Raw genomic sequence first — 23,365 nt, 5'->3', positions numbered from 1 at the left:
CCGGCGCACCCGCGCCATCCGTTCAGTCGAGGACACTTTACATGACACGCTCTACCCGCGCGCTTCGGCGCGCAATCTGCGTGGCTGCGCTCATCGCGGCCATGCCCGCTTATGCGCACCCCGCCGATGAAGACGCCGCCGACGACATCCTGGTCGTCGCCCAGAAACAGCAGCGGATCGAGAATGCGCCGTCGTCGCGCGCCGAAATCGATGCGCGCGATATCGCCGCCAAGATCAACGCGGCATCGACCGAGGATACGCTCAAATATCTGCCCAGCCTGATCGTGCGGAAACGCAATATCGGCGACACGCAGGCACCGCTCGCCACGCGCACCTCCGGCCTCGGCGCGAGCGCGCGCAGCCTAGTCTATGCCGACGGTGCCTTGTTGTCGGCATTGATCGGCAACAACAATACCAACGCCAGCCCGCGCTGGGGGCTGGTGAGCCCGCAGGAAATCGCGCGGATCGACGTGCTCTACGGCCCGTTCTCGGCCGCTTATCCTGGCAATTCGATGGGCGCGGTGGTGAACATCACCACGCGCCTTCCCGATGCGCTGGAGGCGACCGTCAAGGCGGGCACCAGCGTGCAGGAATTCGACCAATACGGCACGAAGGCGATCCTGCCGGCCTATCAGATCGGCGCGACGATCGGCGATCGCTTCGGGCCGCTCTCGATCTTCGCCAGCGCCGAGCATGTCGACAATCATGCCCAGCCGCTGACCTACATCACCGCCTCGCGTCCGGCTGCGACCAGTGCCACCGGCGCGCCGGCGAGCGGCGGGTTCGACGATCTGAACCGCACCGGCGGCGCGATCCGCGTTTTGGGCGCTGGGGCGATCGAGCATCAATTGCAGGATCGCTTCAAGCTGAAGGCGGCGCTCGATCTCGGTTCGGTGCGGCTCACCTACGTCGGTGGCCTGTTCCTGAACGATGTCGATGCGCACGCCGACACGTATCTGAGCACGGCCGCCGGTCTGGCCTATGCCGGCACGTTCAATCTGGATGGCCGCAGCTACACGATTGCCCCGGCGACCTTCTCCGCCGGGGTCTATCATTCCGAGCAACGCCACATCTCGCACAGTCTGTCGGCTGGCGGCGGTGGTGGGCGGTTCGACTGGCAGGTGATCGGCACGGTGTTCCATTACGACAAGGACATCCAGCGTATGCCCACCACCGCTCTGCCCAACGCCCAGACCGGCGGCGCGGGAACGATTACCCGCCTCGACGGCAGCGGCTGGCGGACCCTCGATGCCAAGGCGGGATACCGCGCAGGCGGTCATGCGATCAGCGCCGGCGGGCATTACGACCGGTTCGAGATCGCCAGCAATCGCTTCCTGACGACCGACTGGATTGCCGGCGGGCAGGGCGCGGCAAATCTGCAGTCGCGGGGCAAGACGCGCACCGCCGCGCTCTGGCTGCAGGATGCCTGGACGATCGTCCCCAACCTGACGCTGACGGCCGGTGGCCGCTACGAATGGTGGAAGGCGTATGATGGAGCGAACCTGCCTTCCCTTGGGGCGGTAACGACGATCCAGCCGCAACGTAGCGCCAACCGCTTCTCGCCGAAGGCATCGCTCGCGTGGAACTTCGCGCCGGCGCTCACCGCGCGACTGTCGTTCGGCGAGGCCTGGCGCTTTCCGACGGTCGGCGAACTCTATCAGGTGGTGACGACGCCGGTCGCGACCGTGGCCAACCCGAACCTGAAGCCGGAACATGCCCAATCCGGGGAATTGGCGATCGAGCATCGGGACGATCGCGGTACGATCCGAATGTCGTTGTTCAACGAAATCGTCCGCGATGCGCTGATCTCGCAAACCGGGATCCTGCCGATCAACGGCGTGCCGACGACCGCGACCTTCATCCAGAATGTCGATCGTACGCGGGCGCGCGGCGTGGAACTGGCGGTGCAGCGCCGCGACGTCGCGCCGCGCTTCGACCTGAGCGGCAGCGTGACCTATGCCGATGCGACGACGCGGGCCGACCCGGCCTTCCCGGCGGCGGTCGGCAAGCTGCTGCCCGGCGTGCCGCGCTGGAAGGCGACTTTGGTGGGAACCTGGCGGCCGACCGATCAGGTCTCGCTCACCGCCGCCGGGCGCTACACCAGCCGGCTCTACGGTCAGCTCGACAATCTCGACCTCGTCGGCAACACCTATCAGGGCTTCTACAAATATCTCGTCGTCGATCTGCGCGCGCAATTTCGGATCGACCGCCATTACGCGCTCGGGCTGGGCGTCGATAATGTCGGCAATGACAAATACTTTCTGTTCCACCCATTTCCCCAGCGCACCTTCCGCGCCGACGTGACGTGGTCGTTATGAGCGTGAAGCCCCCCGGCAGCCGCTGGTACAACGCGGTATGGCGCTGGCATTTCTACGCCGCCTTGCTGTGCGTCCCAGTCGTGCTGTGGCTGGCGACCACCGGTGCGATCTACACTTGGAAGCCGCAGATCGAGGCTTGGCTCGACCGGCCCTACGACAGCCTTGCCGTCGCGCCGTCGGTAAGTGCCGATGCTCAGGTGTCCGCGGCGCTGGCGGCAGTGCCGGGCGCGCGGCTGCACAAATATCAGATGCCCGACGCGCCGGGCCATGCCGCTCGCGTGATCGTCAGCGAAGGCGGCGATCAGACCCGCGTCTATGTCGATCCCGCTACCGCACGGGTGCTGAAGACGATCGGTGAGGAAGATCAGCCGATGCGGATCATCTCGCGCCTGCATGGCACCTTGCTGGCCGGCGATCCGGGCAGCTATCTGGTCGAACTTGCGGCGTGCTGGGCGGTGGTGATGATCCTTTCCGGCCTGTATCTCTGGTGGCCGCGCGGCGGCGCGCGGTTGGGCGGCGTGGTCTATCCGCGGCTGGGCGGTGGCAAAAGGCTGTTCTGGCGTGATCTGCATGCCGTGTCGGGCATCTGGGTGTCGTTGCTCGCACTCGGGCTGATCCTGACCGGGTTGCCCTGGGCCAAGGCGTGGGGCGGATATTTCAAGGAGGTTCGCGCGATCACCGGCACTGCCGACGGGCCGGTCGACTGGAAGATCGGTGCCGCACCTGCCGGTGAACGCACGATGCTCGGCGATCACGCCGAACATGCCGGGATGGGAATGCGTCACATGACGGCCCGCCCCGGCGAACTCGATCGTGTGATCGCCACCGTCATACCGCTACTGATCGCGCCGCCCGTGATGATCGCCCCGCCAGCGATGGCGACGCAGGCGTGGACGGTGACGTCGGATGCCGCCGATCGCCCCTTGCGCACGCAGCTTACCGTCGATGGCACGACGGGTGCGGTGCTGACACGGCGGGATTTCGCTCAGCGGCATTGGGTGGACCGCGCGGTAGGCTACGGCATCGCCGCGCACGAAGGCGCGTTGTTCGGGCTCCCCAATCAGGTGCTGGGCACGGTGACGGCTGTGTTGCTGGTGATGCTTGCGGTGTCGGGGGTCGTGATGTGGTGGCGTCGGCGACCTACGGGATTGCTCCGGGCACCGATCCCGTTGTCGCGCCCGCGTTTCGGGGTGGTGCTGATCGCGGCGGTAAGTGTTCTTGGCGTGCTAATGCCGCTTTTCGGGGCGAGTCTGGTGGCCGTGTTGTTGCTGGACCGGGTGGTTCTGCGACGATCTTTTGCCGGGCGGTGGCTGGGTTTGCGTACCGTTTGAGAGGCCGGGGCGGGAGTTGATCCCGCCCCGCCGGACGCAGCCTTGCCGTGCCCACCGGTCGTTTACGTTCGCTTGGCGAACCGGCGATCAGCTTTTGCTGACCGCCTCGCTGCGGCCTACCAAATGTGTACGCGCTCTGCGGGTGCCAGATACAATTTGTCGCCCGGTTTCACCCCGAACGCCGCATACCAGGCGTCGACGTTCCGAACGATCCCGTTGACACGGAAGAAGGGCGGCGAGTGCGGATCGGTCAGCAGTCGCGCGCGCGCCGCGCCTTCGCGCAGCTTCGATTGCCACGCCTGAGCATAGGCAAGGAAGAAGCGCTGGTCGCCGGTCAACCCGTCGATCGTCTTCGCCTTGCCGTGTGTCGCCTGATATTTCTGGAACGCGGCATAGGCCGTCTCGACGCCGCCGAGATCGCCGATATTCTCGCCCAGAGTCAGGGCACCCTTGATGTGCGTGCCGGGGATCGGTTCATAGCCGTCATACTGCTTACTCAGCGCTGCGGTGCGCTGGGTGAAGGCGGTGCGTGCCTCGGGCGTCCACCAATTCTCGAATTTGCCGCTCGGGCCGAACTTGCTGCCCTGATCGTCGAAGCCATGGCCCATTTCGTGGCCGATGATCGCGCCGATCGCGCCGTAATTCACCGCCGCATCGGCCTTTGGGTCGAAATACGGCGGCTGCAGGATCGCAGCGGGGAAGGTGATCTGGTTGGTGAACGGGCTGTAATAGGCGTTCACCGTCTGCGGCGTCATGTTCCACAGGCTGCGATCGACCGGCTTCTTCAACCGATCGAGGTCCAGCCGATGCTGGAATTCGCTCGCGCGGATCACATTGCCGACGGGATCGTTGCGATCGATCTTGAGCGTCGAATAATCGATATACTTCACCGGATGCCCGATGCGCGGATCGAACGCGGCCAGCTTGGCCAGCGCCTGCTCCTTGGTCTTGGCATCCATCCAGGTGTTGGCGGTGATACGCTCCTTGTACGCGGCGCGAAGGTTGGCAATCAGCTCGCTCATCTTCGCTTCGCTCTCGGGCGGGTAGTGGCGCTTGACGTAAATCTCGCCGACCGCCTCGCCCATCGCGCCGTTGACCACGGCCAGGCCGCGTTTCCAGCGCGCACGCTGCTCGGGCTGGTCGGACAGGGTCTTGCCGTAGAAGGCGAAGCTGGCGTCGTCGAACGCCTTGGGCAGCACGCCGGACATCGAGGCGGCAAGGCGGAACTTCATCCAGTCCTGCCAAGTCGACACTGGCGTCGCGGCGAAGATCTTGCCGATCTCGGTCAGCGCGGTCGATTGCGCCATGATGACGATCGGATAGCCTTCGTATCCGGCAGTCTTCAGCTGCAGATCCCAATCGAATTGCGGCGCCAGCGCCTTGCGCTGTTCGGCGTTCATCGGCTTGAGCAAGGCGGCCAGATCGCGCGATTGCTCGGGCGACCATTGCACCTTGGCCATCGCGGTTTCGAGCGCGATGATTCGGTCGGCCTTCGCGCTGGCATCCGCGATGCCGGACAGCGTCAGTACCTTTTCGACATAGGCGCGATAGGCTGTCCGGAAGGCATCGTATTTGGCACCCGGCAGCAGGTAATAGTCGCGGCCGCCCATGCCGAGATCGCCCTGTCCGGCGATCACGGTGTAGTGGTTCGGATCGGCCGGATTGGGGATCTGGCCGACCTCGACCGGCGCGGCATAGCCGATGGTCGAGAACAGGATCTGCAGCTTGGTCGGATCGTTCGCCGCGTCGATCTTGGCGAAATAGGGCGCGAGCGGCGCGGCGCCGCGGGCCTCGATCCCGGCCTGGTCCATATAGCCGGCATACAGATCGCCGAGCTGCTGTGCGCCCGCGCCGGTCGCGGCGGGATCGCGCGCGGCGTCGGCCAGGATCTGCTTGACCTGAAGTTCGGCCTGATCCGCCAGGATCACCGATGGTCCGGCGGAGGTGCGATCGGCGGCGATCTGCGTGCGGGCGTCCCATGCGCCGTTCGCGAAGGTCCAGAAATCGTCGCCCGGCTTCACGTCCTTCTTCTGCGATGTCAGGTCGATGCCGAAGCTGCCATAGACCGGGCCGGCCTTCTTGGCGTCTTGCGATAGGGCAGGCAGGGCGACGGCCAGCGCAATCGCGGCGGCGGACAGGCGGACGGCAACGGAGACGCGCATTCAGAACCCCTCTTCTGGTGTATTGCCGTCGTATAGGGGTGGGTCGGGGACAGTGCAATCGGGAAGCTGATCGTCAATCGTCTTCCCGCAGCCAACCCGGAATGTCGCGCTGGACATGGATCACGCGCCAGATATCAATGTGATGATCACGCTCGATATAGACGACGAGATATGGGAACCGCTTAAGTTTGCGGCTGCGCAACCCGGCGATCCGAAGATCGTGCGCGAGCCGGGACGAGCCGATCGCCGGGCGGCTTGCGATAAGGCCAAAGACGGCGTCGAGCGCTTCCGCAAAGCGGATGGCGACGGGTTCGCCAGCGGTATCAGTGTAATATGCCGCCGCCGCCTCGATATCCTCTTCGGCAACGACGCGAAGAACGAGCGGCTTTGATGTCATTTTTTCGCGCGGTTGCGGATGCGCGCTTTCAGGCCTTCGAAATACTGCGCATCGGCCACCACGCTTGGAGGAGAGTTGGCCCCCTCCATCAGGAGACGACGTAGCGCTTCCCGATCCCGCTCATTGCGGATCAGTTCGCGGATATATTCGCTGCTCGTGCCGAAGTCGCGTTCCGCCACCTGTTCGTCCACGAAAGCCTTGAGGGGTTCGGGCAGGGAAATGTTCATCGTGCTCATTCCCGGCAATCTATGCTGATGGCAAAAATTGGCAAGATCAGACCACCCGATACGGCACGGTGCCGCGCACGTCGGGGTCGACCGCGATGCTCCGATCCGCTGGCGGGAACGCGCGCTGGTCGCAATCGTCCCGTGGACACAGGCGGCAGGAGATGCCGATCGGCGTCGCGGGCGCGCGGCGGTCCAGCGCGTCGGCATAAACGAAATCGGCGGCGTGTTCGGCCTCGCAGCCCAGGGTCACGGCATAGCGGCGCGGCGTGCGGGTGAAGCTGCCGCTCGGTTTGACGAGACCCTTGGCCATCGAGACGTAGCGCACGCCGTCGGGCGTTTCGGCATGCTGCACGACGATGCGGTCGGGGATCGCGACCGCCTCGTGCACGATCCATAACGGGCAGGCACCGCCGAAGCGGGCGAACTGGAAACGCGTGGCGCTGTGCCGCTTGGTGATGTTGCCGGCCATGTCGACGCGGCAGAAATAGAACGGAATGCCCTCAGCCCCGGGGCGTTGCAGCGTGGAGAGGCGGTGGCAGGCCTGTTCGAAGCTCACCCCAAAGCGGCGGCACAGCCGGTCGATATCGTGGCGCGTCTCGCGCGCGGCGGCGCGGAAGGCGGCATAAGGCATGGTCAGCGCGCCGGCGGCGTAATTGGCGAGGCCGATGCGCAGCAGATTTTGCGCTGCCGGGCCGCCGTCGATATCGGCTTGGCCGACGATATCCTCGATCTCGCGCGCGAAGGCGATCGCGGCGAGGCGGTGCGCGATCTGGAAACGGCGGCTCTCGGGCGGCATGGTCGCGTCGAGGGTGAGAATATCGTGGTCGAAGGTCGCCAGCGGGCCGATCGTCTGATCGCTCAGGCGTACCTTGATGCCGTGGCTGGCCAGCGTGGTTTCCAGCGGATCGGCGGCGAGGCGCTCGGCGGCACGATCGAGGATATCGATGTAATTGCCGGCATCGTGGAACCAGTCGCGCACCGCTTCCCACGGCCTGCGTCCGCCGCCGCCGGTGGCCTGTTCCTCGACCATCTGGAGCCGTTCCTCGGCCGCGCGCATCGCGGCGTGGAGCGCGATGAAGCGATCGGCGATCTCAGGGCGCTCGGATGCGAGACGCGCGATGGCATCGGCGGCGGGCGAGGGGGGTAGTAGCGGATCGGCGAGCGCATCGGTGAGCGCGGCGAGCCGTAGCGCGGGCGCGGCGTCCTCGATATCGGTAAGCGCCGCGGGGTGATGGCGGCGCAACGCGGCGGTGACGCTGGGGGTGAGCGGGCGCACGCCGCCTTCGAGCTGCGAGAGATAGCTGACCGACACGCCGAGCCGCGCGGCCATCGCGGCCTGGTTCAGCCCGACCGAGGCGCGGAGGGCGCGGAGCTGGTCTCCGGCGAACAGGCGGGCGGGGCGGGGGATGGGCGGTTCCTTTTTTTAGCCCCTCCCCTGAAGGGGAGGGGCGTTAGAGCGGCGTTACTTCGCAAACCCGCTATTCGCAACTTCGCAAGTTCACATTTGCATTTGCGCGGCGACGGGCGGAGAGAGACGTCCGCATCTGCTCATCCGGAGTCTGCTTATGTCCTCGACCCTCGCCGAACTGGAACGCAAGCGCGAAGCGGCTCGGATGGGTGGCGGAGAAAAGCGCATCGCCGCGCAGCACTCGAAGGGCAAGCTGACCGCGCGCGAGCGGCTCGACGTGTTGCTCGATCACGGATCGTTCGAGGAACTCGACATGTATGTCGAGCACAATTGCGTCGATTTCGGCATGCAGGACCAGATCATCCCGGGCGACGGCGTGGTCACCGGTTCGGGCACGATCAACGGCCGGCTGGTGTTCGTGTTCAGCCAGGACTTCACCGTGTTCGGTGGTTCGCTGTCGGAACGCCATGCACAGAAGATCTGCAAGATCATGGACATGGCGCTGAAGGTCGGCGCGCCGGTGATCGGCCTCAACGATTCCGGCGGCGCGCGCATTCAGGAGGGCGTGGCGTCGCTCGGCGGCTATGCCGAAGTGTTCCAGCGCAACGTGCTGGCCAGCGGCGTCGTGCCGCAGATTTCCCTGATCATGGGGCCATGCGCGGGGGGCGCCGTCTATTCCCCCGCGATGACCGACTTCATCTTCATGGTGAAGGATAGCTCCTACATGTTCGTCACCGGGCCCGATGTAGTGAAGACCGTTACAAACGAGATCGTCACGCAGGAGGATTTGGGCGGAGCGGTGACGCATACCACGAAGTCGGGGGTCGCTGACGTGGCCTTCGAAAACGATATCGAGGCGCTGCTCGCGGCCCGCGACTTCGTGGACTTCCTTCCGCTCTCGAACCGCGAGGCGGTGCCGGAGCGACCTTCGTCCGATCCGTGGGACCGGCGCGAGGACAGCCTCGATACGCTGGTGCCGGCGTCGGCCAACCAGCCGTACGACATGCACGAACTGATCCGGAAGGTTGTCGACGAGGGTGATTTCTTCGAGGTGCAGCCTACCCATGCCGGCAACATCATCATCGGTTTCGGGCGGATCGAGGGCCGCAGCGTCGGCTTCGTCGCCAACCAGCCTATGGTGCTGGCCGGGTGCCTGGACATCAACTCCTCGAAGAAAGCCGCGCGCTTCGTGCGCTTCTGCGACGCGTTCGACATTCCGATCGTGACGTTCGTGGATGTGCCGGGCTTCCTGCCGGGCACGTCGCAGGAACTGAACGGCATCATCAAGCACGGCGCGAAACTGCTTTTCGCCTATGCCGAGGCGACCGTGCCCAAGATCACCGTCATCACGCGCAAGGCCTATGGCGGCGCATACGACGTCATGGCGTCGAAGCATCTGCGCGGAGATCTCAACTATGCGTGGCCGACCGCCGAAATCGCGGTGATGGGCGCCAAGGGCGCGGTGGAGATCATCTTCCGTGGCCGCACGCCGGCCGAGATCGCCGAACAGACCGCGCAATACGAGGCACGCTTCGCCAACCCGTTCGTCGCGGCGAGCAAGGGTTTTATCGACGAGGTGATCCAGCCGCACTCCACCCGCCGCCGCATCGCGCTGGGCCTGCGCAAGCTGCGTGGCAAGGCGCTGGAGAATCCGTGGAAGAAGCATGACAACATTCCGCTGTGACCGTGCGTTACCGCTCCGCGACATTCGCATTATAAGGTGATGTGAAGGACAATCGCCGATGCAAACCGAACGTGTCACCTTTCTCACCACCCCCGATCACAAGGCGGCGCTCGATGCGTTCGCCGCCAATAGCGGCATGTCCGTCGGCCATGTCGTCCGCGAGGCGACCAGCCGCTATCTCGCCCAGCCCGCAGCTGCGCGTGACGAGGAAGAGGAAGCGCTGGCGCTGCTCGTGCCCGAGGTAGAAGCCGCGGTCGCCGACATCAAGGCGAGGATCAGCGCGATGCGCGCGGATATCGTGCGGACCTGCGCGACGGTGGATGCGGTTCTGGCGGGCGAAAGGAGATGAGCGCCGGTGAGAAAGCATTCGGGGTGATCAAGACGGTTCTGACACTCAAGGATCAGTTGGACGGGCTTGGCAGGGACCTGGGCGATCTCAATGAAGGGCTTGCGCGCTTGGCCGAAGCGCATGGCACGTTGCGCGACAGGGTCAGTCGCCTCGAAGGTGTGATCGAGGGCGTCGCAATGGCTGCGGGACGCGGCGTTCAGCCCCGGACCGGCGAATGAGCCGGGATTACTTTTTTTTGGACAGATCGAGGTGATGGCATGATCCCAATTTTTCTTCTGCTGGCTCAGGCTGCCACTCCCGCCCCGGCCGCCCCCGCGCCGGCGGCCGCTCCGTGGGAGCCGCGCGAGCGAACCAATGCCGATGGCAGCGTATCGACCTCGGCCGCGGTGATCGCGCGCGACGGTTCGTCGCGGCTGACGGTGAAGTGCGACAAGGGGGCGGAACCCGTCGTGTCGGTACAGTTCGTCGCCAAGCAGGCGTTGGCGGAACCCGCCGAAGACGGCTCCTACGCCCCCAAATCGGTCGGGCTGCGTTTCGATACCGGCCCGGCGATCGCTTATGACTGGCAGTTCCGCGGGCGCGTCGCCTACACCGCCGATGCCGCAGCCGTGACTGCGCTCACCGGTTTCTTGGTCAAGGCGAAGGCGGTTCAGGTCGAGACCACGACGGCAGCGAAATTCGCCTTTCTGGCGACGTTCGACGGCCCGCCGAGCGATGCGTCGATCCGCAAGGTGCTTTCGGCCTGCGGGTACGCGCTAGGTGAGGTTCCGCCGCCGTTGCCGGTCAAGAAGAAATGATGCCGACTGCCACCGGTCTGGGCAGGGTCAATCACGTCGGAGTCGCGACGCCTTCGATCGCGAAGTCGATCGAGACGTATCGCATCCTGCTCGGCGCGGTGGAGATCGGCGAACCGTTCGATCTGCCCGCGCAGGGGGTGAAGGTGTGCTTCATCGATGCGCCCAACACGCAGATAGAACTGATCGAGCCGTATGACGACAGCTCGCCGATCGCCGGATTCCTGAAGAAGAATCCGGCCGGCGGGCAGCACCACGTCTGCTTCGAGGTGGCGGACATCCACGCAGCGGTGGCGGACCTGAAGGCCAAGGGTGCGACGGTACTGGGCGAGCCCCGCGTCGGCGCGCACGGCACGCCGATCGTGTTCGTCCATCCCAAGGATTTCGGCGGCCTGCTAGTCGAGTTGATGGAAACGCCGAAGGGGGGTCACTGATGGCCTATGAAATGATCCTGAGCGAGCAGCGCGGCGACGTACTGGTGTTGACGCTCAACCGGCCCGAGCGATTGAATGCCGCGCCGCCGAAATTGTTCGACGAACTGCGCGATGCGATCGCAAACCTGAATGGCGCGCGCGCGGTGCTGGTGACGGGCGCGGGGCGGGCCTTCTGCTCGGGTGCCGACGTTGCGGGTGGCAGCTTCGCCGCGGCCGATCCGGCGCAGGCGACGTTCGAGGCGCTGACCCAGAACTACAATTCGACCATGGCGGCGTTCGCCGATCTGGCCGTGCCGGTGGTCAGCGCGGTGCGTGGGCCGGCGGCAGGGATCGGCTGTTCGCTCGCACTCGCGGCGGATTTCTGCGTGGTGAGCGAGACGGGCTATTTTCTACAGGCGTTCGTCAATATCGCGCTGGTACCCGACGGCGGCGCGAGCTGGATGCTGCCGCGCCTGATCGGGCGTGCGCGCGCGACGGAAATGATGATGCTGGGCGAAAAGGTGCCGGCGGCCAAGGCGCTCGACTGGGGCATGGTCCACAAGGTGGTGGCGGACGATGCGCTGGATGCCGAGGCGTTCGCGCTGGCCGAGCGGCTGGCGTCTGGACCTACGATCGCGCTCGGGCTGATGAAGCGCGGGCTGACCTACGCGCTCGAGCACGATTATCCCGCCGCGATGCTGCGCGAGGCGGAGAATCAGCGGGCCGCACGGCGCACGGCGGATTCGATGGAGGGCGGTCTGTCCTTCATCGAGAAGCGCAAGCCGGTGTTCCGGGGGGCGTGATGATTGTCACGCCAAACCCGTCACCCCAGCGAAGGCTGGGGTCTCACGCGGCTCCTGTCGCGCGCCATCCGCATGAAGCCCGAGCTTTCGCCGGGATGACGGACTTGACGAAGCAATGACCGATAAACCCTCCCTCGACCAATGGTCCGCCGCCGCCGCGAAGGAGGTTAAGGGCAAGGATCTCACCTGGCCGACGCCCGAAGGCATCGAGGTGAAGCCGCTCTACACCGCGGAGGACGTGGCCGAAATCGATCCCGGCCTGCCCGGTTTCGCGCCGTTCACACGCGGCGTGCGCGCATCGATGTATGCCGGGCGGCCCTGGACGATCCGCCAATATGCCGGCTTCTCCACCGCCGAAGCCTCGAACGCCTTCTACCGCCGCAATCTCGCCGCCGGTCAGAAGGGGTTGTCGGTCGCGTTCGATCTTGCCACACATCGGGGTTACGACAGCGATCACCCGCGCGTGACCGGCGATGTCGGCAAGGCGGGCGTCGCGATCGACACGATCGACGACATGAAGATCCTGTTCGACGGCATCCCGCTCGACAAGATGTCGGTGTCGATGACGATGAACGGCGCGGTGATCCCGATCCTCGCCTTCTTCATCGTCGCGGGCGAGGAACAGGGCGTGCCGCAGCACCTGCTCGACGGTACGATCCAGAACGACATCCTCAAGGAGTTCATGGTCCGCAACACGTACATCTACCCGCCCGAGCCGAGCATGCGGATCATCTCGGACATCATCGGCTACACCTCGGCGCACATGCCGAAATTCAACTCGATCTCGATCTCCGGCTATCACATGCAGGAGGCCGGGGCGACGCAGTTGCAGGAACTGGCCTTCACGATCGCCGACGGCCGCGAATATGCCAAGGCGGCGATGGCGAGCGGGCTCGATCTCGATGCGTTCGCCGGGCGTTTGAGCTTCTTCTTCGCGATCGGCATGAATTTCTTCATGGAGGTCGCCAAGCTGCGCGCGGCGCGCAAATTGTGGCATCGCGTGATGACCGATCTCGGCGCGAAGGACGAACGCAGCAAGATGCTGCGCACGCATTGCCAGACCAGCGGTGTCTCGCTGACCGAACAGGATCCGTACAACAACGTCATCCGCACGACGATCGAGGCGATGGCGGCGATGCTGGGCGGCACGCAGAGCCTGCACACCAACGCGCTGGACGAGGCGATCGCGCTGCCGACCGATTTCTCCGCCCGCATCGCGCGCAACACGCAGATCGTGATTCAGGAAGAGACCGGGATGACCAAGGTCGTCGATCCGCTGGGCGGCAGCTATTATATCGAGAGCCTGACGCAGGAACTCTACGACAAAGCGTGGGAGATCATCGAGCGCGTCGAGAGCGAAGGCGGCATGGCCAAGGCGGTCGCCGCCGGCTGGCCCAAGGCGATGATCGAGGAAGCGTCCGCCGGGCGCGCGGCGCGGGTCGACAAGGGCGAAGACGTGATCGTCGGCGTCAACAAATACCGGCTGGCCGAGGAGGATGCGATCGACATCCTCGACGTGGACAATGTGGCGGTCAGGGAATCGCAGATCGCGCGCATCGCGCGGTCCAAGGCCGGGCGCGACGAGGCGAAATGCGCCGCCGCCCTGGATGCGCTGCGCGAAGGTGCACGGGGGAGCGAGAACGTGCTCGGCCTCGCGGTCGAATGCGCGCGCCAGCGTGCGACGCTGGGCGAGATCAGCCAGGCGATGGAGGACGTGTTCGGGCGTTACGGCACCAATCCGACGCCGGTGTCGGGCATCTATGGCGGCGCGCACGAGTTCGACGTCAAGTGGCTGGGCCTGATCGAGGGCGTGGGATCGATCGAGCAGCGCATGGGGCGCAAGCCGCGCCTGTTCGTCGCCAAGATGGGGCAGGACGGGCATGATCGCGGCGCGAACCTGGTGAGTTCGGCGTTCGGCGATCTCGGTTTCGAGGTCGTGCCGGGGCCGCTGTTCCAGACGCCGAAGGAAGCGGCGGCGCTGGCGATCGAGAAGGATGTGGACGTGGTTGGCGCGTCAAGCCTGGCGGCGGGGCACAAGACGTTGATCCCGGAGCTGATCGGGCATCTGCGCGATGCCGGGCGCAGCGACATCAAGGTAATCGCGGGCGGGGTGATCCCGGCCCAGGATTACCAGTTTCTGCGCGATGCCGGGGTGCAGGGGATTTTCGGACCGGGAACGAACCTGGTGAGCGCGGCGGGCGAGGTGCTGAAATTGCTCGGGCACAATATGCCGCCGGTGGAAGAGGCTGCGGAATGACGATGATCCGGTCGATGATGATGGGCGCGGCGCTGATCGCGGCACCTGCCGTGGCGCAGACCCAGACGCAGATGAATGGGGAGGCGGGGGCCGCCTTCGCCAAGGCCGATGCCGCGATGGCGCAGGTTTGGAAGACGACCTATGCGCGGATGAAGGCGCGCGATGCGGCGGACACCTCGCGCGGCGGCGGATTCGGCTATGCCGGCGCCTTGCTCGAAAGCCAGCGCGCCTGGTTGAAGTTCCGCGATACTGAGTGCGTGATCGAGGGCGGCGAATTCGCCGGTGGATCGCTGCAGGGCATGGCGATGGCGCAGTGCAAGACCCGGCTGACGGGCGAGCGGACGGCGCAATTGCGCAAGCTGGAGTGGCGGCGTTGAATGACATGATGACTGCCTCGCAATCACGTCACCCCCGCGAAGGCGGGGATCCCGCTTCTTCTTCTTTTTCGACCGATCACAACACGCAGGAAGGCAGCGGGATCCCCGCCTCCGCCGGCATGACGGATGCAATGCGCACCGATTGGACCCGCGCCGAAATCGCCACCCTGTTCGATCTGCCCTTCGACGACCTGATGTTCCGCGCGCAGACCGTGCACCGCGCGCATCACGCCGCCGGCGAGGTGCAACTCTGCACATTGCTGTCGATCAAGACCGGCGGTTGCCCGGAGGATTGCGGCTATTGTTCGCAATCCAAATCCGCCGACAGCGGCGTCAAGGCGACCAAGCTGATGGACCCTCGCGCGGTGTTGCAGATGGCGGCGCAGGCCAAGGATGCCGGATCGCAGCGTTTTTGCATGGGCGCCGCGTGGCGCAACCCCAAGGACCGCGACATGCCCGCGATCGTCGAGATGGTGAAGGGCGTGCGCCAAATGGGGCTGGAGACGTGCATGACGCTCGGCATGCTGACGCCGTCCCAGGCCGAGATGCTGGCCGATGCGGGGCTGGATTATTACAATCACAACATCGATACCTCGCCCGAACGCTACGACCAGGTCATCACCACGCGCACCTTCGCCGAGCGGCTCGATACGCTGGAGCATGTGCGCGAGGCCGGGATCAACGTGTGCTGCGGCGGCATCGTCGGGATGGGCGAGACGCGGCAAGACCGGGTCGGCTTCGTCCACGCGCTGGCCACGCTGCCGCGCCATCCGGAAAGCGTGCCGGTCAACGCGCTGGTGCCGGTGAAGGGCACGGTGCTGGGCGACATGCTCGCCGACACGCCGCTGGCCAAGATCGACGATATCGAATTCGTCCGCACCGTCGCCGTTGCGCGGATCACGATGCCGCTGAGCATGGTACGCCTGTCGGCGGGGCGCGAGAGCATGAGCGAGGCGACTCAGGCCTTGTGCTTCATGGCCGGGGCGAACTCGATCTTTACCGGCGACAAGTTGCTGACCGCGGGCAATCGCGGCGACAGCGCGGACGCGGCGTTGATGGCGAAACTCGGGCTGCGCGCGATGACCGGCGCGGAGCCGATGCGAGTGGCTGCGGCGTGATCCTGTCGTCGCTCCTTCTCGCCGTGCAGGTGCCGATGTGCGACGACCGCGATGGCGATCTCGCTGCCGCGGAATGTTGGTACGAGGCAGGGCGAGCAGCCGACGCCCGACTTAACAAAGTTTGGCCCGACATACTCGAGGCCGCGCGTGAAGCCGACAGAGTTTTCAGCGCTACGCCGCACAAATCGCATGCAAGCGCTGCGGCTGATTTGCTGGCCTCCCAGCGAGCGTGGCTGAAGTATCGCAACGCGCAATGTCCGCTGGAGGGCGACTATGCACAGGGCGGTTCGCTGGAGAACGTCATCGTCGGACGGTGCGAGGCCGAATTGACACTGCAGCGGATCAAGCAACTTCAAGACATAGCTGCAGGTTTCAGGGAAAACTGATGTTCAAGAAAATCCTGGTCGCCAATCGCGGCGAGATCGCGTGCCGTGTCATGCGCACCGCCAAGAAGATGGGGATCGCCACCGTCGCGGTCTATTCGGATGCCGATGCGCGCAGCCCGCATGTGCTGATGGCGGATGAGAGCGTGCGGCTCGGGCCGCCGCCGGCGGGGGAGAGCTATCTGCTCGCCGATCTGATCCTGCTGGCGGCCAAGGAGACGGGGGCGGATTGCATCCATCCGGGCTACGGCTTCCTGAGCGAGCGCGAGAGTTTCGCCAGGGCCTGTGCCGAGGCCGGTATCGCCTTTGTCGGCCCGCCGCCGAACGCCATTGCCGCGATGGGCGACAAGATCGAATCCAAGAAACTCGCGCGAGACGCGGGCGTCAACGTCGTGCCGGGGTTCCTGGGCGAGATCGCCGACACCGAGGAGGCGGTGAGGATCGCCACCGATATCGGCTATCCGGTGATGATGAAGGCAAGCGCCGGCGGCGGCGGCAAGGGCATGCGGCTGGCCTATAGCGAGCAGGACGTGCGCGAGGGCTTCGAGGCGACGAAACGCGAGGGGCTGGCGTCGTTCGGCGACGACCGCGTGTTCATCGAGAAGTTCATCGAAAGCCCGCGCCACATCGAGATCCAGGTGATGGGGGATCAACACGGCAACATCGTCTATCTCGGCGAGCGCGAATGCTCGATCCAGCGCCGCCACCAGAAGGTGGTCGAGGAAGCGCCTTCGCCGTTCGTAACGCCCAAGATGCGCAAGGCGATGGGCGAACAGGCGGTCGCGCTGGCACGCGCGGTGGGGTATTTCAGCGCCGGGACGGTCGAGCTGATCGTGTCGGGCGCGGATACGAGCGGCGAGGGGTTCTACTTCCTCGAGATGAACACGCGGCTTCAGGTCGAGCATCCCGTGACCGAGGCGATCACCGGACTCGATCTGGTCGAACTGATGATCCGCGTCGCGGCCGGCGAGCCCTTGGGTTTCACGCAGGACGATGTGACGCTGACCGGCTGGGCGATCGAGAACCGGGTCTATGCCGAGGATCCGTATCGCGGCTTCCTGCCGAGCATCGGGCGGCTGGTGCGCTATTCGCCGCCGGAGAGCGTGGAGACGCCGTACATATCCCCCTCCCGCTTGCGGGAGGGGCTAGGGGAGGGCAGTGCCGAAAACGCCGCGTCCGATCTTCTGGCAGGCCCTCCTCCGACCTCTCCCGCAAGTGGGAGGGGAGAAGAAAGGGAGCCCTACGTCCGCGTCGACGACGGCGTGCGCGAGGGGGGCGAGGTCAGCATGTTTTACGATCCGATGATCGCCAAGCTGATCACCTGGGCACCGACCCGCGAGGGCGCGATCGATGCGCAGATCGCGGCGCTGGATGCGTTCGAGATCGACGGGCCGGGCAACAATATCGATTTCGTCTCCGCGCTGATGCAGCATCCGCGCTTCCGCTCGGGCAAAATCACGACCGGGTTCATCGCTGAGGAATATCCGGAGGGCTTCCATGGCGCACCGGCCGATGTCGATCTGATCCGCAGCCTTTCCGCGATCGCCGCCTTCGCCGCCACCGCCGAGGCGGATCGCGCGCGCCGGATCGACGGGCAACTCGGCAAGCGGCTGCGCCCGCCGGCCGATTGGGCGGTGAAGATCGGCGATGCCGAACACGCCGTTTCGATCTCGACCGACGGGGTGACGGTGGATGGCGAGGATCTCGACATCGCGCTGGAATACACGCCGGGCGACCGTGTCGTCGTGGCGGAGGTGGGCGAAGAGGAACTGATCGTGCGCATCGCCAGGACGCGCGGCGGCTTCAGGCTGACGACGCGCGGCGCATCGCATCAGGCGCGCGTGCTGCCGGCGCATATCGCGCCCTATGCGCGACACCTGATCGAGAAGATTCCGCCCGATCTGTCGAAATTCCTGCTTTGCCCGATGCCGGGGTTGCTGATGCGGCTTGATGTCGGCGCGGGCGACAAGGTGGAGGCCGGGCAACCGCTCGCCGTGGTCGAGGCGATGAAGATGGAGAACATCCTGCGCGCGGAGAAAGCGGGCGTGGTCAAATCGGTGAACGCCCAGCCGGGCGATAGTCTGGCGGTGGACGCGGTGATTTTGGAGATGGAATAGTTTAGCGACCCAAAAAACCCGTCCGTGCTGAGCTTGTCGAAGTACTGTCCTTCTGGTCGGCAGTCGAAAGGAAAGACAGTCCTTCGACAGGCTCAGGACAGACGGTATTGGGGGTGAGCGTTCGCTGAAGACGTCTCGGACGACGTACAAATTGCGACAATAAATCGGTGGACGCTGGCGCGCGCGCTTGCCATCTCACCTGCATGGTTCGTAACAGACTGTTGCTGGCGCTCGGCGCATCCACGGCTTTGGCGGCGTGCACGGTCGGGCCGGACTATCGCCCGGCCGCCCCCTCCGCTCTGGGCGTGCCGGAGGGCTATTCGGTCAACGTGCCGGCGCAGGCGCCCGAGGATATCTCGGCGTGGTGGAACCGCTTCGACGATCCGCTGCTCGCGCGCATCGTGGAGCAGGCGCGGACCAACAATCTCGATATTGCCCAGGCGGTCGCGCGACTGCGGCAGGCGCGCGAGAGCCTGAAGCAATCGCGCGCGCAATTGCTGCCGACGGTCGGCGCGTCGGCGGGCTATTCGCGCTCGTTCGATTTGGCGGGCGCGAGTTCGGTGACGCTGCCGGACGGCACGGTGACGAACATCTCGCGCGGAACGGGCGACAGCTTCTCGGTCGGTGGCGACGTATCGTATCAGGTCGGCCTGTTCGGCGAGGTGCGCCGCACGGTCGAGGCGACCTCCGCGCAATATGCCGCCAGCGGCTACGATCTCGCCACGGTGCAGATTTCGACCGCGGCGGAGGCGGCGCGGAATTACGTGCTGGCGCGATTGTATCAGGCGCAGCTGGCCAACGCCAAAAACTCGCTTGGCATTCAGGACGACAATCTCGAGATCGCCGGTTTCCGCGTGCAGGCCGGCCTCGTCTCCTCGCTCGACAGCGAACAGGCGCGGACGCAGCGGGCGCAGACCGCCGCGACGATCCCGACGATCGAACAGAATTACAACGCCGCGGTCTCGCGCCTCGGCGTGCTGACCGGCCAGGCTCCGGGGGCGCTGAAGGCCGATCTGGAAGCGGTGAGGCCGATTCCCAAGGGCCCGGCGAACATCGCGGTCGGCATCCCCGTCGACACCTTGCGCAACCGGCCCGACGTGCGCGCGGCCGAACGCAACCTCGCCGCCGCGACCGCGCAGATCGGCGTCGCCAAGGCGGCGCTCTATCCGGCGCTGGCGATCAGCGGATCGGTCAGCACCAACGCGACGGTGATCGGCGGGCTGTTCGATCAGATCGCCGGGCAATTGTTCGCCGGTCTGACCCAGGCGATCTTCAATGGCGGGCGGTTGCGCGCGCAGGTCCGCGCCAACGAAGCGGCGGCCGAGGGCTCGTTCGCCTTGTACAAGTCGACCGTGCTGACCGGCCTGGAGGATGTCGAGAATGCCGTGGTCGCGCTGGACGCCGCGCAGCGCCGCGCCGCGCAATTCACCATCGCACTGGACGCGGCGAACAATTCCGCGATCCTGTCGCGCAGCCAGTATCGCGCCGGCCTGACCGATTTCACCACGCTCAACACCACCGAAAGCAGCCTGCTCAGCGCGCGCAACGGCCTGTCCCAGGCCCAGTCTGATCAGGCGACGGCGGTGATTCAGCTCTATCTCGCGCTCGGCGGTGGCTGGAATGCCGCGGCCGGTGCACCGCAAGCGCCGCAAGGGTAACACGATGGCCGATTCCAACCTCGACGAATTTCTCGGCACGAAGCCGGTGCCGGCGTGGCGGCGCTACGTGAAATGGGTCGTGGTCGCGATCGGCGTGGTCCTGCTGCTGTTGCTGCTGAAAAGCTGCTTCGGCGGCGGCAACGCGGTGGAATATTCGACCGAGAAGGTGTCGCAGGGCTCGTTCCAGGTGACCGTGTCGGCGACCGGCAAGCTCGCCCCGACCAATCAGGTCGATGTCGGGTCGGAGCTGTCGGGCCTCGTCACCAAGGTGGTGGTGGACGTGAACGATCGCGTCACGGCGGGCCAGCCGCTCGCGTTGGTCGATCCCTCGCGCTTTCAGGATACGGTGAACCAGAGCAAGGCCGCGTTGGCCGCGAACGTCGCCGCCGTCGAGCAAGCACGCGCGACGCTGGCGCAGGCCAATGCGACGCTGGCGCGCTACCGCGAGGTCAGCCGCCTGTCGAACGGCCGCGTACCGGCCAAGACCGAGCTGGACACCGCCGTCGCCGAACAGGCGCGCGGCGTCGCAAACCTGCGCGCCGCGCAGGCCAACGTCCAGTCGGCCCAGGCGACGCTCTCGTCCAACGCGACCCAGCTGGTGAAGACGGTGATCCGCTCGCCGGTCAACGGCGTGGTGCTGGCGCGCCAGATCGAGCCGGGCCAGACCGTCGCCGCGTCGTTCAGCACGCCGACCTTGTTCGTCATCGCGCAGGATCTGTCGGCAATGAAGCTGGAAGTGGCGATCGACGAGGCCGATGTCGGCGCGGTCAAGCAGGGCCAGGCGGCGACCTTCACCGTCGATGCGTTCCCCGGCAAGACCTTTCCGGCGACGATCACCCGGGTCGATCTCGGCTCCAATCTGAGCGCGCAAAGCTCGACCAGCACGACCACCAGCAGCACGACGACCAACACCGTCGTCTCCTATGCCGCGACGTTGAGCGTCGCGAACGCGAACCAGCAATTGCGCCCCGGCATGACCGCGACGGCGGATATCGTGACGACCGCCAAGACCAACGTGCTGCTCGTGCCCAACGCCGCCTTGCGCTTCAAGCCGGTCGATCCGAACGCCGGCGCATCGGGCAGCGGCGGTGGCGGGATCGCCGGATCGCTCACCTTCCGCCCGCGCCGCGGTGGGCAGGAGCGCACCGCGACGGTCGGGCGCGGCGCGACCCAGACGGTCTACGTCAAGGACGAGACCGGCAAGCCCAAGGCGATCAGCGTCGTCACCGGCGAGACCAACGGCTCGGTCACCGAAGTGACCGGCGGCGATCTGAAGCCCGGCATGGAGGTGATCACCGGGCAACTGGCCAACGGCGTCGAGGCGAAGCGCGGCGGCGGCCGGCGCTCGGGCGGCGGCGGTGCCGGTGCCGGTGGCGGCGGATCGGGCGGCGGACAGCGCAGTGGCAACTGACGCCGGCGCCTTTTCCGGGACCGGGCCGATCATCCGCCTGCGCGGGGTGACCAAGACCTATGGGCAGGGCGCCACCGCGTTCCAGGCGCTGAAGGGCGTGGACCTCGATATCGCGGCGGGCGATTTCGTCGCGGTGATGGGCGCGTCGGGATCGGGCAAGTCGACGACGATGAACATCCTCGGCTGTCTCGACGTGCCGAGCGCGGGCACGTTCGAATTCCGCGGCCATCATGTCGAGAACCTCGATCGCGACCAGCGCGCGCTGCTGCGCCGCAGATATCTCGGTTTCGTGTTCCAGGGATTCAACCTGCTCGCCCGCACCTCCGCGCTGGAAAATGTCGAACTGCCCCTGCTCTATCGCGGCGATGCCAAGCAGGCGCGGCGCGACGCGGCGATGGCCGCGCTCGACAAGGTCGGGCTGAAGGAATGGTGGGATCATACCCCGGCGGAACTCTCCGGCGGACAGCAGCAGCGCGTGGCGATCGCCCGCGCGATCGTGACGTCGCCGCAGGTGCTGCTGGCGGACGAGCCCACCGGCAACCTCGATTCCGAACGCTCGGTCGAGATCATGCAATTGCTCACCGACCTCAACCGCGAGAACGGCATCACCGTGCTGATGGTCACGCACGAACCCGACATGGCCGCCTTCGCGCGCACCGTGGTGCATTTCAAGGACGGGCTGGTCGAACGGATCGAGGCGCAGCACCGCCAGGGCGAAGAGGTGGCGTTGTGAGATTTGCGTGCCTCAAACGTTCCGTCATCCTGAACTCGTTTCAGGATCCAGGCGCGGTCACCCGCCAAACTGGATGCGCGCGTGGATCGGCTGACCGCGCCTGGATGCTGAAACAAGTTCAGCATGACGGGGTATTTTGGGCGGGCGACAAGTAATGTTCGGCACCACCGTCACCCTCGCGCTACGTTCGATCATGCGGCACAAATTGCGCTCGATCCTCACCGCGCTCGGCATCATCATCGGCGTGGCGGCGGTGGTGACGATGGTCACGCTCGGCCGCGCGACGACCAAGGCGGTGCAATCGTCGATCTCGTCGCTCGGCAGCAACATCCTGCAGGTGCGCCCGGGGCAGGGCTTCGGCCGCGGCGGCGGCGGCCCGCGTCCGCCCGATTTCAAGCCCGAGGATGCCGACGCGATCCGCGAACAGATCGCCGGAGTTTCCGCCGTCGCCCCGCAGGCGCAATCGACCACCACCGCGATCTATGACGGCGCGAACTGGTCGACCACGATCAACGGCACCACCAGCGCCTATTTCCAGGTCCAGCCCTGGCCGCTGACCGCCGGACGTGGTTTCATGCCGGCCGAGGAGCAGGCGGGCAAATCGGTGTGCATCATCGGCAGCACGGTCAGCCAGAACCTGTTCCGGGGCGGGCAGGCGGTCGGGCGGCGCATCCGCCTCGGGTCGGTCTCGTGCGACGTGATCGGCACATTGTCGACGCGCGGGCAGGCCGGGTTCGGCGGCGATCAGGACGATGTCGTGATCATGCCGATCAAGACCGTGCAGCGCCGCTTCACCGGCAATCGCGACATCCGCCTGATGCTGGTCGGCGTCGATCCGGCCTATGCCACCGCGACGGTGCAGGCCGCGATCACCGATCTGCTGCGCGAACGGCGCAACATCACCGGGTCGAAGGACGATGATTTCAACATCTTCGACACCAAGCAGATCTCCGACACGCTGACCGCGACCACCACCCTGCTGACCGGTATCGTAACGGCGGTGGCGGCGATCAGCCTGATCGTCGGTGGCATCGGCATCATGAACATCATGCTCGTCTCGGTCACCGAGCGCACGCGCGAGATCGGCATCCGCCTCGCGATCGGCGCGGTCGCGCGCGAGGTGTTGCTGCAATTTCTGGTCGAGGCGGTGGCGCTGTCGTGCCTCGGCGGCGTGATCGGCCTGGTCATCGCGCAGATCGCGATCATCAGCCTGGCCCCGGTGATGAAGGTGGATTACCTGTTCGTGCCGGAGATCAATCTGATCGCGTTCGGGATTTCGGCGGTGATCGGGGTGGTGTTCGGATACTTCCCGGCAAGGCGTGCGGCGGCGCTGAACCCGATCGACGCGTTGCGGCACGAGTAGGGGCTCGCCCCTCGCACCCTCGTCACCATCGACGCTACCACGACCAACACAACCATTATCGT

General features: G+C 65.9%; 21 protein-coding genes. 17 read left to right on the top strand and 4 right to left on the bottom strand.

Translation table 11 applies throughout. From position 1 onward, the window contains the following. The first annotated feature begins 41 nt into the window (after positions 1–41). Entirely contained in the window at positions 42–2,318 is a 2,277-nt protein-coding gene (locus ASG11_RS14970; RefSeq protein WP_055781843.1) for a TonB-dependent receptor, read from the top strand. Next, the gene (locus ASG11_RS14965; RefSeq protein ID WP_055781841.1) at positions 2,315–3,649 is read left to right on the top strand and encodes a PepSY-associated TM helix domain-containing protein; all 1,335 of its coding nucleotides are present in this window, start codon (positions 2,315–2,317) and stop codon (positions 3,647–3,649) included. The genes ASG11_RS14970 and ASG11_RS14965 overlap by 4 nt, the downstream gene beginning before the upstream one ends. Before the next feature lie 116 nt (positions 3,650–3,765). On the opposite strand, the gene ASG11_RS14960 is transcribed toward ASG11_RS14965, so the two are convergent. From ASG11_RS14960 to ASG11_RS14945, 4 genes are all read right to left on the bottom strand, one after another. Next, entirely contained in the window at positions 3,766–5,811 is a 2,046-nt protein-coding gene (locus ASG11_RS14960) for a M13 family metallopeptidase (RefSeq protein WP_082472866.1), read from the bottom strand. Positions 5,812–5,884: 73 nt separating this feature from the next. Further along, positions 5,885–6,208: a type II toxin-antitoxin system RelE/ParE family toxin gene (locus ASG11_RS14955; protein WP_055781838.1), complete on the bottom strand. Its 324-nt coding sequence runs from the start codon at positions 6,206–6,208 to the stop codon at positions 5,885–5,887. Continuing rightward, positions 6,205–6,435 carry a type II toxin-antitoxin system ParD family antitoxin gene (locus tag ASG11_RS14950; protein ID WP_236697537.1) on the bottom strand — a complete coding sequence of 77 codons (231 nt, stop codon included), beginning with the start codon at positions 6,433–6,435 and terminating at the stop codon, positions 6,205–6,207. The genes ASG11_RS14955 and ASG11_RS14950 overlap by 4 nt, the downstream gene beginning before the upstream one ends. 46 nt (positions 6,436–6,481) lie before the next feature. After that, positions 6,482–7,843: a helix-turn-helix domain-containing protein gene (locus ASG11_RS14945; RefSeq protein WP_055781832.1), complete on the bottom strand. Its 1,362-nt coding sequence runs from the start codon at positions 7,841–7,843 to the stop codon at positions 6,482–6,484. A 157-nt stretch (positions 7,844–8,000) separates the two neighbouring features. Here ASG11_RS14945 and ASG11_RS14940 point away from each other — a divergent pair, with 157 nt between their 5' ends. From ASG11_RS14940 to ASG11_RS14870, 15 genes are all read left to right on the top strand, one after another. Next, complete coding sequence (locus ASG11_RS14940) at positions 8,001–9,527, top strand: acyl-CoA carboxylase subunit beta (protein WP_055781829.1); 1,527 nt, start codon at positions 8,001–8,003, stop codon at positions 9,525–9,527. Between the two features lie 58 nt (positions 9,528–9,585). After that, on the top strand, positions 9,586–9,876 hold the full coding sequence (locus tag ASG11_RS14935; protein ID WP_055781826.1) for a hypothetical protein: 291 nt from the start codon (positions 9,586–9,588) through the stop codon (positions 9,874–9,876). Beyond that, on the top strand, positions 9,873–10,094 hold the full coding sequence (locus ASG11_RS14930) for a hypothetical protein (RefSeq protein ID WP_055781823.1): 222 nt from the start codon (positions 9,873–9,875) through the stop codon (positions 10,092–10,094). The genes ASG11_RS14935 and ASG11_RS14930 overlap by 4 nt, the downstream gene beginning before the upstream one ends. 39 nt (positions 10,095–10,133) lie before the next feature. Then, the gene (locus ASG11_RS14925) at positions 10,134–10,673 is read left to right on the top strand and encodes a hypothetical protein (RefSeq protein WP_055781820.1); all 540 of its coding nucleotides are present in this window, start codon (positions 10,134–10,136) and stop codon (positions 10,671–10,673) included. After that, the gene (gene mce, locus ASG11_RS14920; RefSeq protein ID WP_055782769.1) at positions 10,673–11,104 is read left to right on the top strand and encodes a methylmalonyl-CoA epimerase; all 432 of its coding nucleotides are present in this window, start codon (positions 10,673–10,675) and stop codon (positions 11,102–11,104) included. Before ASG11_RS14925 ends, mce begins: the two co-directional genes overlap by 1 nt. Further along, on the top strand, positions 11,104–11,886 hold the full coding sequence (locus ASG11_RS14915; RefSeq protein ID WP_055781818.1) for an enoyl-CoA hydratase-related protein: 783 nt from the start codon (positions 11,104–11,106) through the stop codon (positions 11,884–11,886). Before mce ends, ASG11_RS14915 begins: the two co-directional genes overlap by 1 nt. A 115-nt stretch (positions 11,887–12,001) precedes the next feature. Beyond that, on the top strand, positions 12,002–14,143 hold the full coding sequence (scpA, locus tag ASG11_RS14910; protein WP_055781815.1) for a methylmalonyl-CoA mutase: 2,142 nt from the start codon (positions 12,002–12,004) through the stop codon (positions 14,141–14,143). Then, positions 14,140–14,520 (top strand): lysozyme inhibitor LprI family protein, encoded by a 381-nt coding sequence (locus tag ASG11_RS14905; RefSeq protein WP_236697536.1) that lies wholly within the window; start codon positions 14,140–14,142, stop codon positions 14,518–14,520. Before scpA ends, ASG11_RS14905 begins: the two co-directional genes overlap by 4 nt. A gap of 131 nt (positions 14,521–14,651) precedes the next feature. Further along, positions 14,652–15,638: a biotin synthase BioB gene (bioB, locus tag ASG11_RS14900; RefSeq protein ID WP_201781351.1), complete on the top strand. Its 987-nt coding sequence runs from the start codon at positions 14,652–14,654 to the stop codon at positions 15,636–15,638. Then, a complete protein-coding gene (locus tag ASG11_RS14895; RefSeq protein ID WP_055781807.1) occupies positions 15,635–16,024 on the top strand; it encodes a lysozyme inhibitor LprI family protein in 390 nt (129 codons plus the stop codon). The genes bioB and ASG11_RS14895 overlap by 4 nt, the downstream gene beginning before the upstream one ends. Continuing rightward, complete coding sequence (locus ASG11_RS14890) at positions 16,021–18,138, top strand: acetyl-CoA carboxylase biotin carboxylase subunit (RefSeq protein ID WP_236697565.1); 2,118 nt, start codon at positions 16,021–16,023, stop codon at positions 18,136–18,138. The genes ASG11_RS14895 and ASG11_RS14890 overlap by 4 nt, the downstream gene beginning before the upstream one ends. A gap of 203 nt (positions 18,139–18,341) precedes the next feature. Continuing rightward, on the top strand, positions 18,342–19,796 hold the full coding sequence (locus ASG11_RS14885) for an efflux transporter outer membrane subunit (RefSeq protein ID WP_055781801.1): 1,455 nt from the start codon (positions 18,342–18,344) through the stop codon (positions 19,794–19,796). 4 nt (positions 19,797–19,800) lie between these two features. After that, positions 19,801–21,207 (top strand): efflux RND transporter periplasmic adaptor subunit, encoded by a 1,407-nt coding sequence (locus tag ASG11_RS14880; protein WP_055782765.1) that lies wholly within the window; start codon positions 19,801–19,803, stop codon positions 21,205–21,207. Beyond that, positions 21,197–21,940 carry an ABC transporter ATP-binding protein gene (locus tag ASG11_RS14875; RefSeq protein ID WP_055782761.1) on the top strand — a complete coding sequence of 248 codons (744 nt, stop codon included), beginning with the start codon at positions 21,197–21,199 and terminating at the stop codon, positions 21,938–21,940. Before ASG11_RS14880 ends, ASG11_RS14875 begins: the two co-directional genes overlap by 11 nt. A 154-nt stretch (positions 21,941–22,094) precedes the next feature. Then, a complete protein-coding gene (locus tag ASG11_RS14870; RefSeq protein WP_055781798.1) occupies positions 22,095–23,303 on the top strand; it encodes an ABC transporter permease in 1,209 nt (402 codons plus the stop codon). The last annotated feature ends 62 nt before the right edge of the window (positions 23,304–23,365 follow it).

Source organism: Sphingomonas sp. Leaf357, from assembly GCF_001423845.1.
GTDB lineage: Bacteria > Pseudomonadota > Alphaproteobacteria > Sphingomonadales > Sphingomonadaceae > Sphingomonas.
Note: the sequence above shows the minus strand (reverse complement) of the source record. Positions and strands in the feature narration are given on the sequence as shown.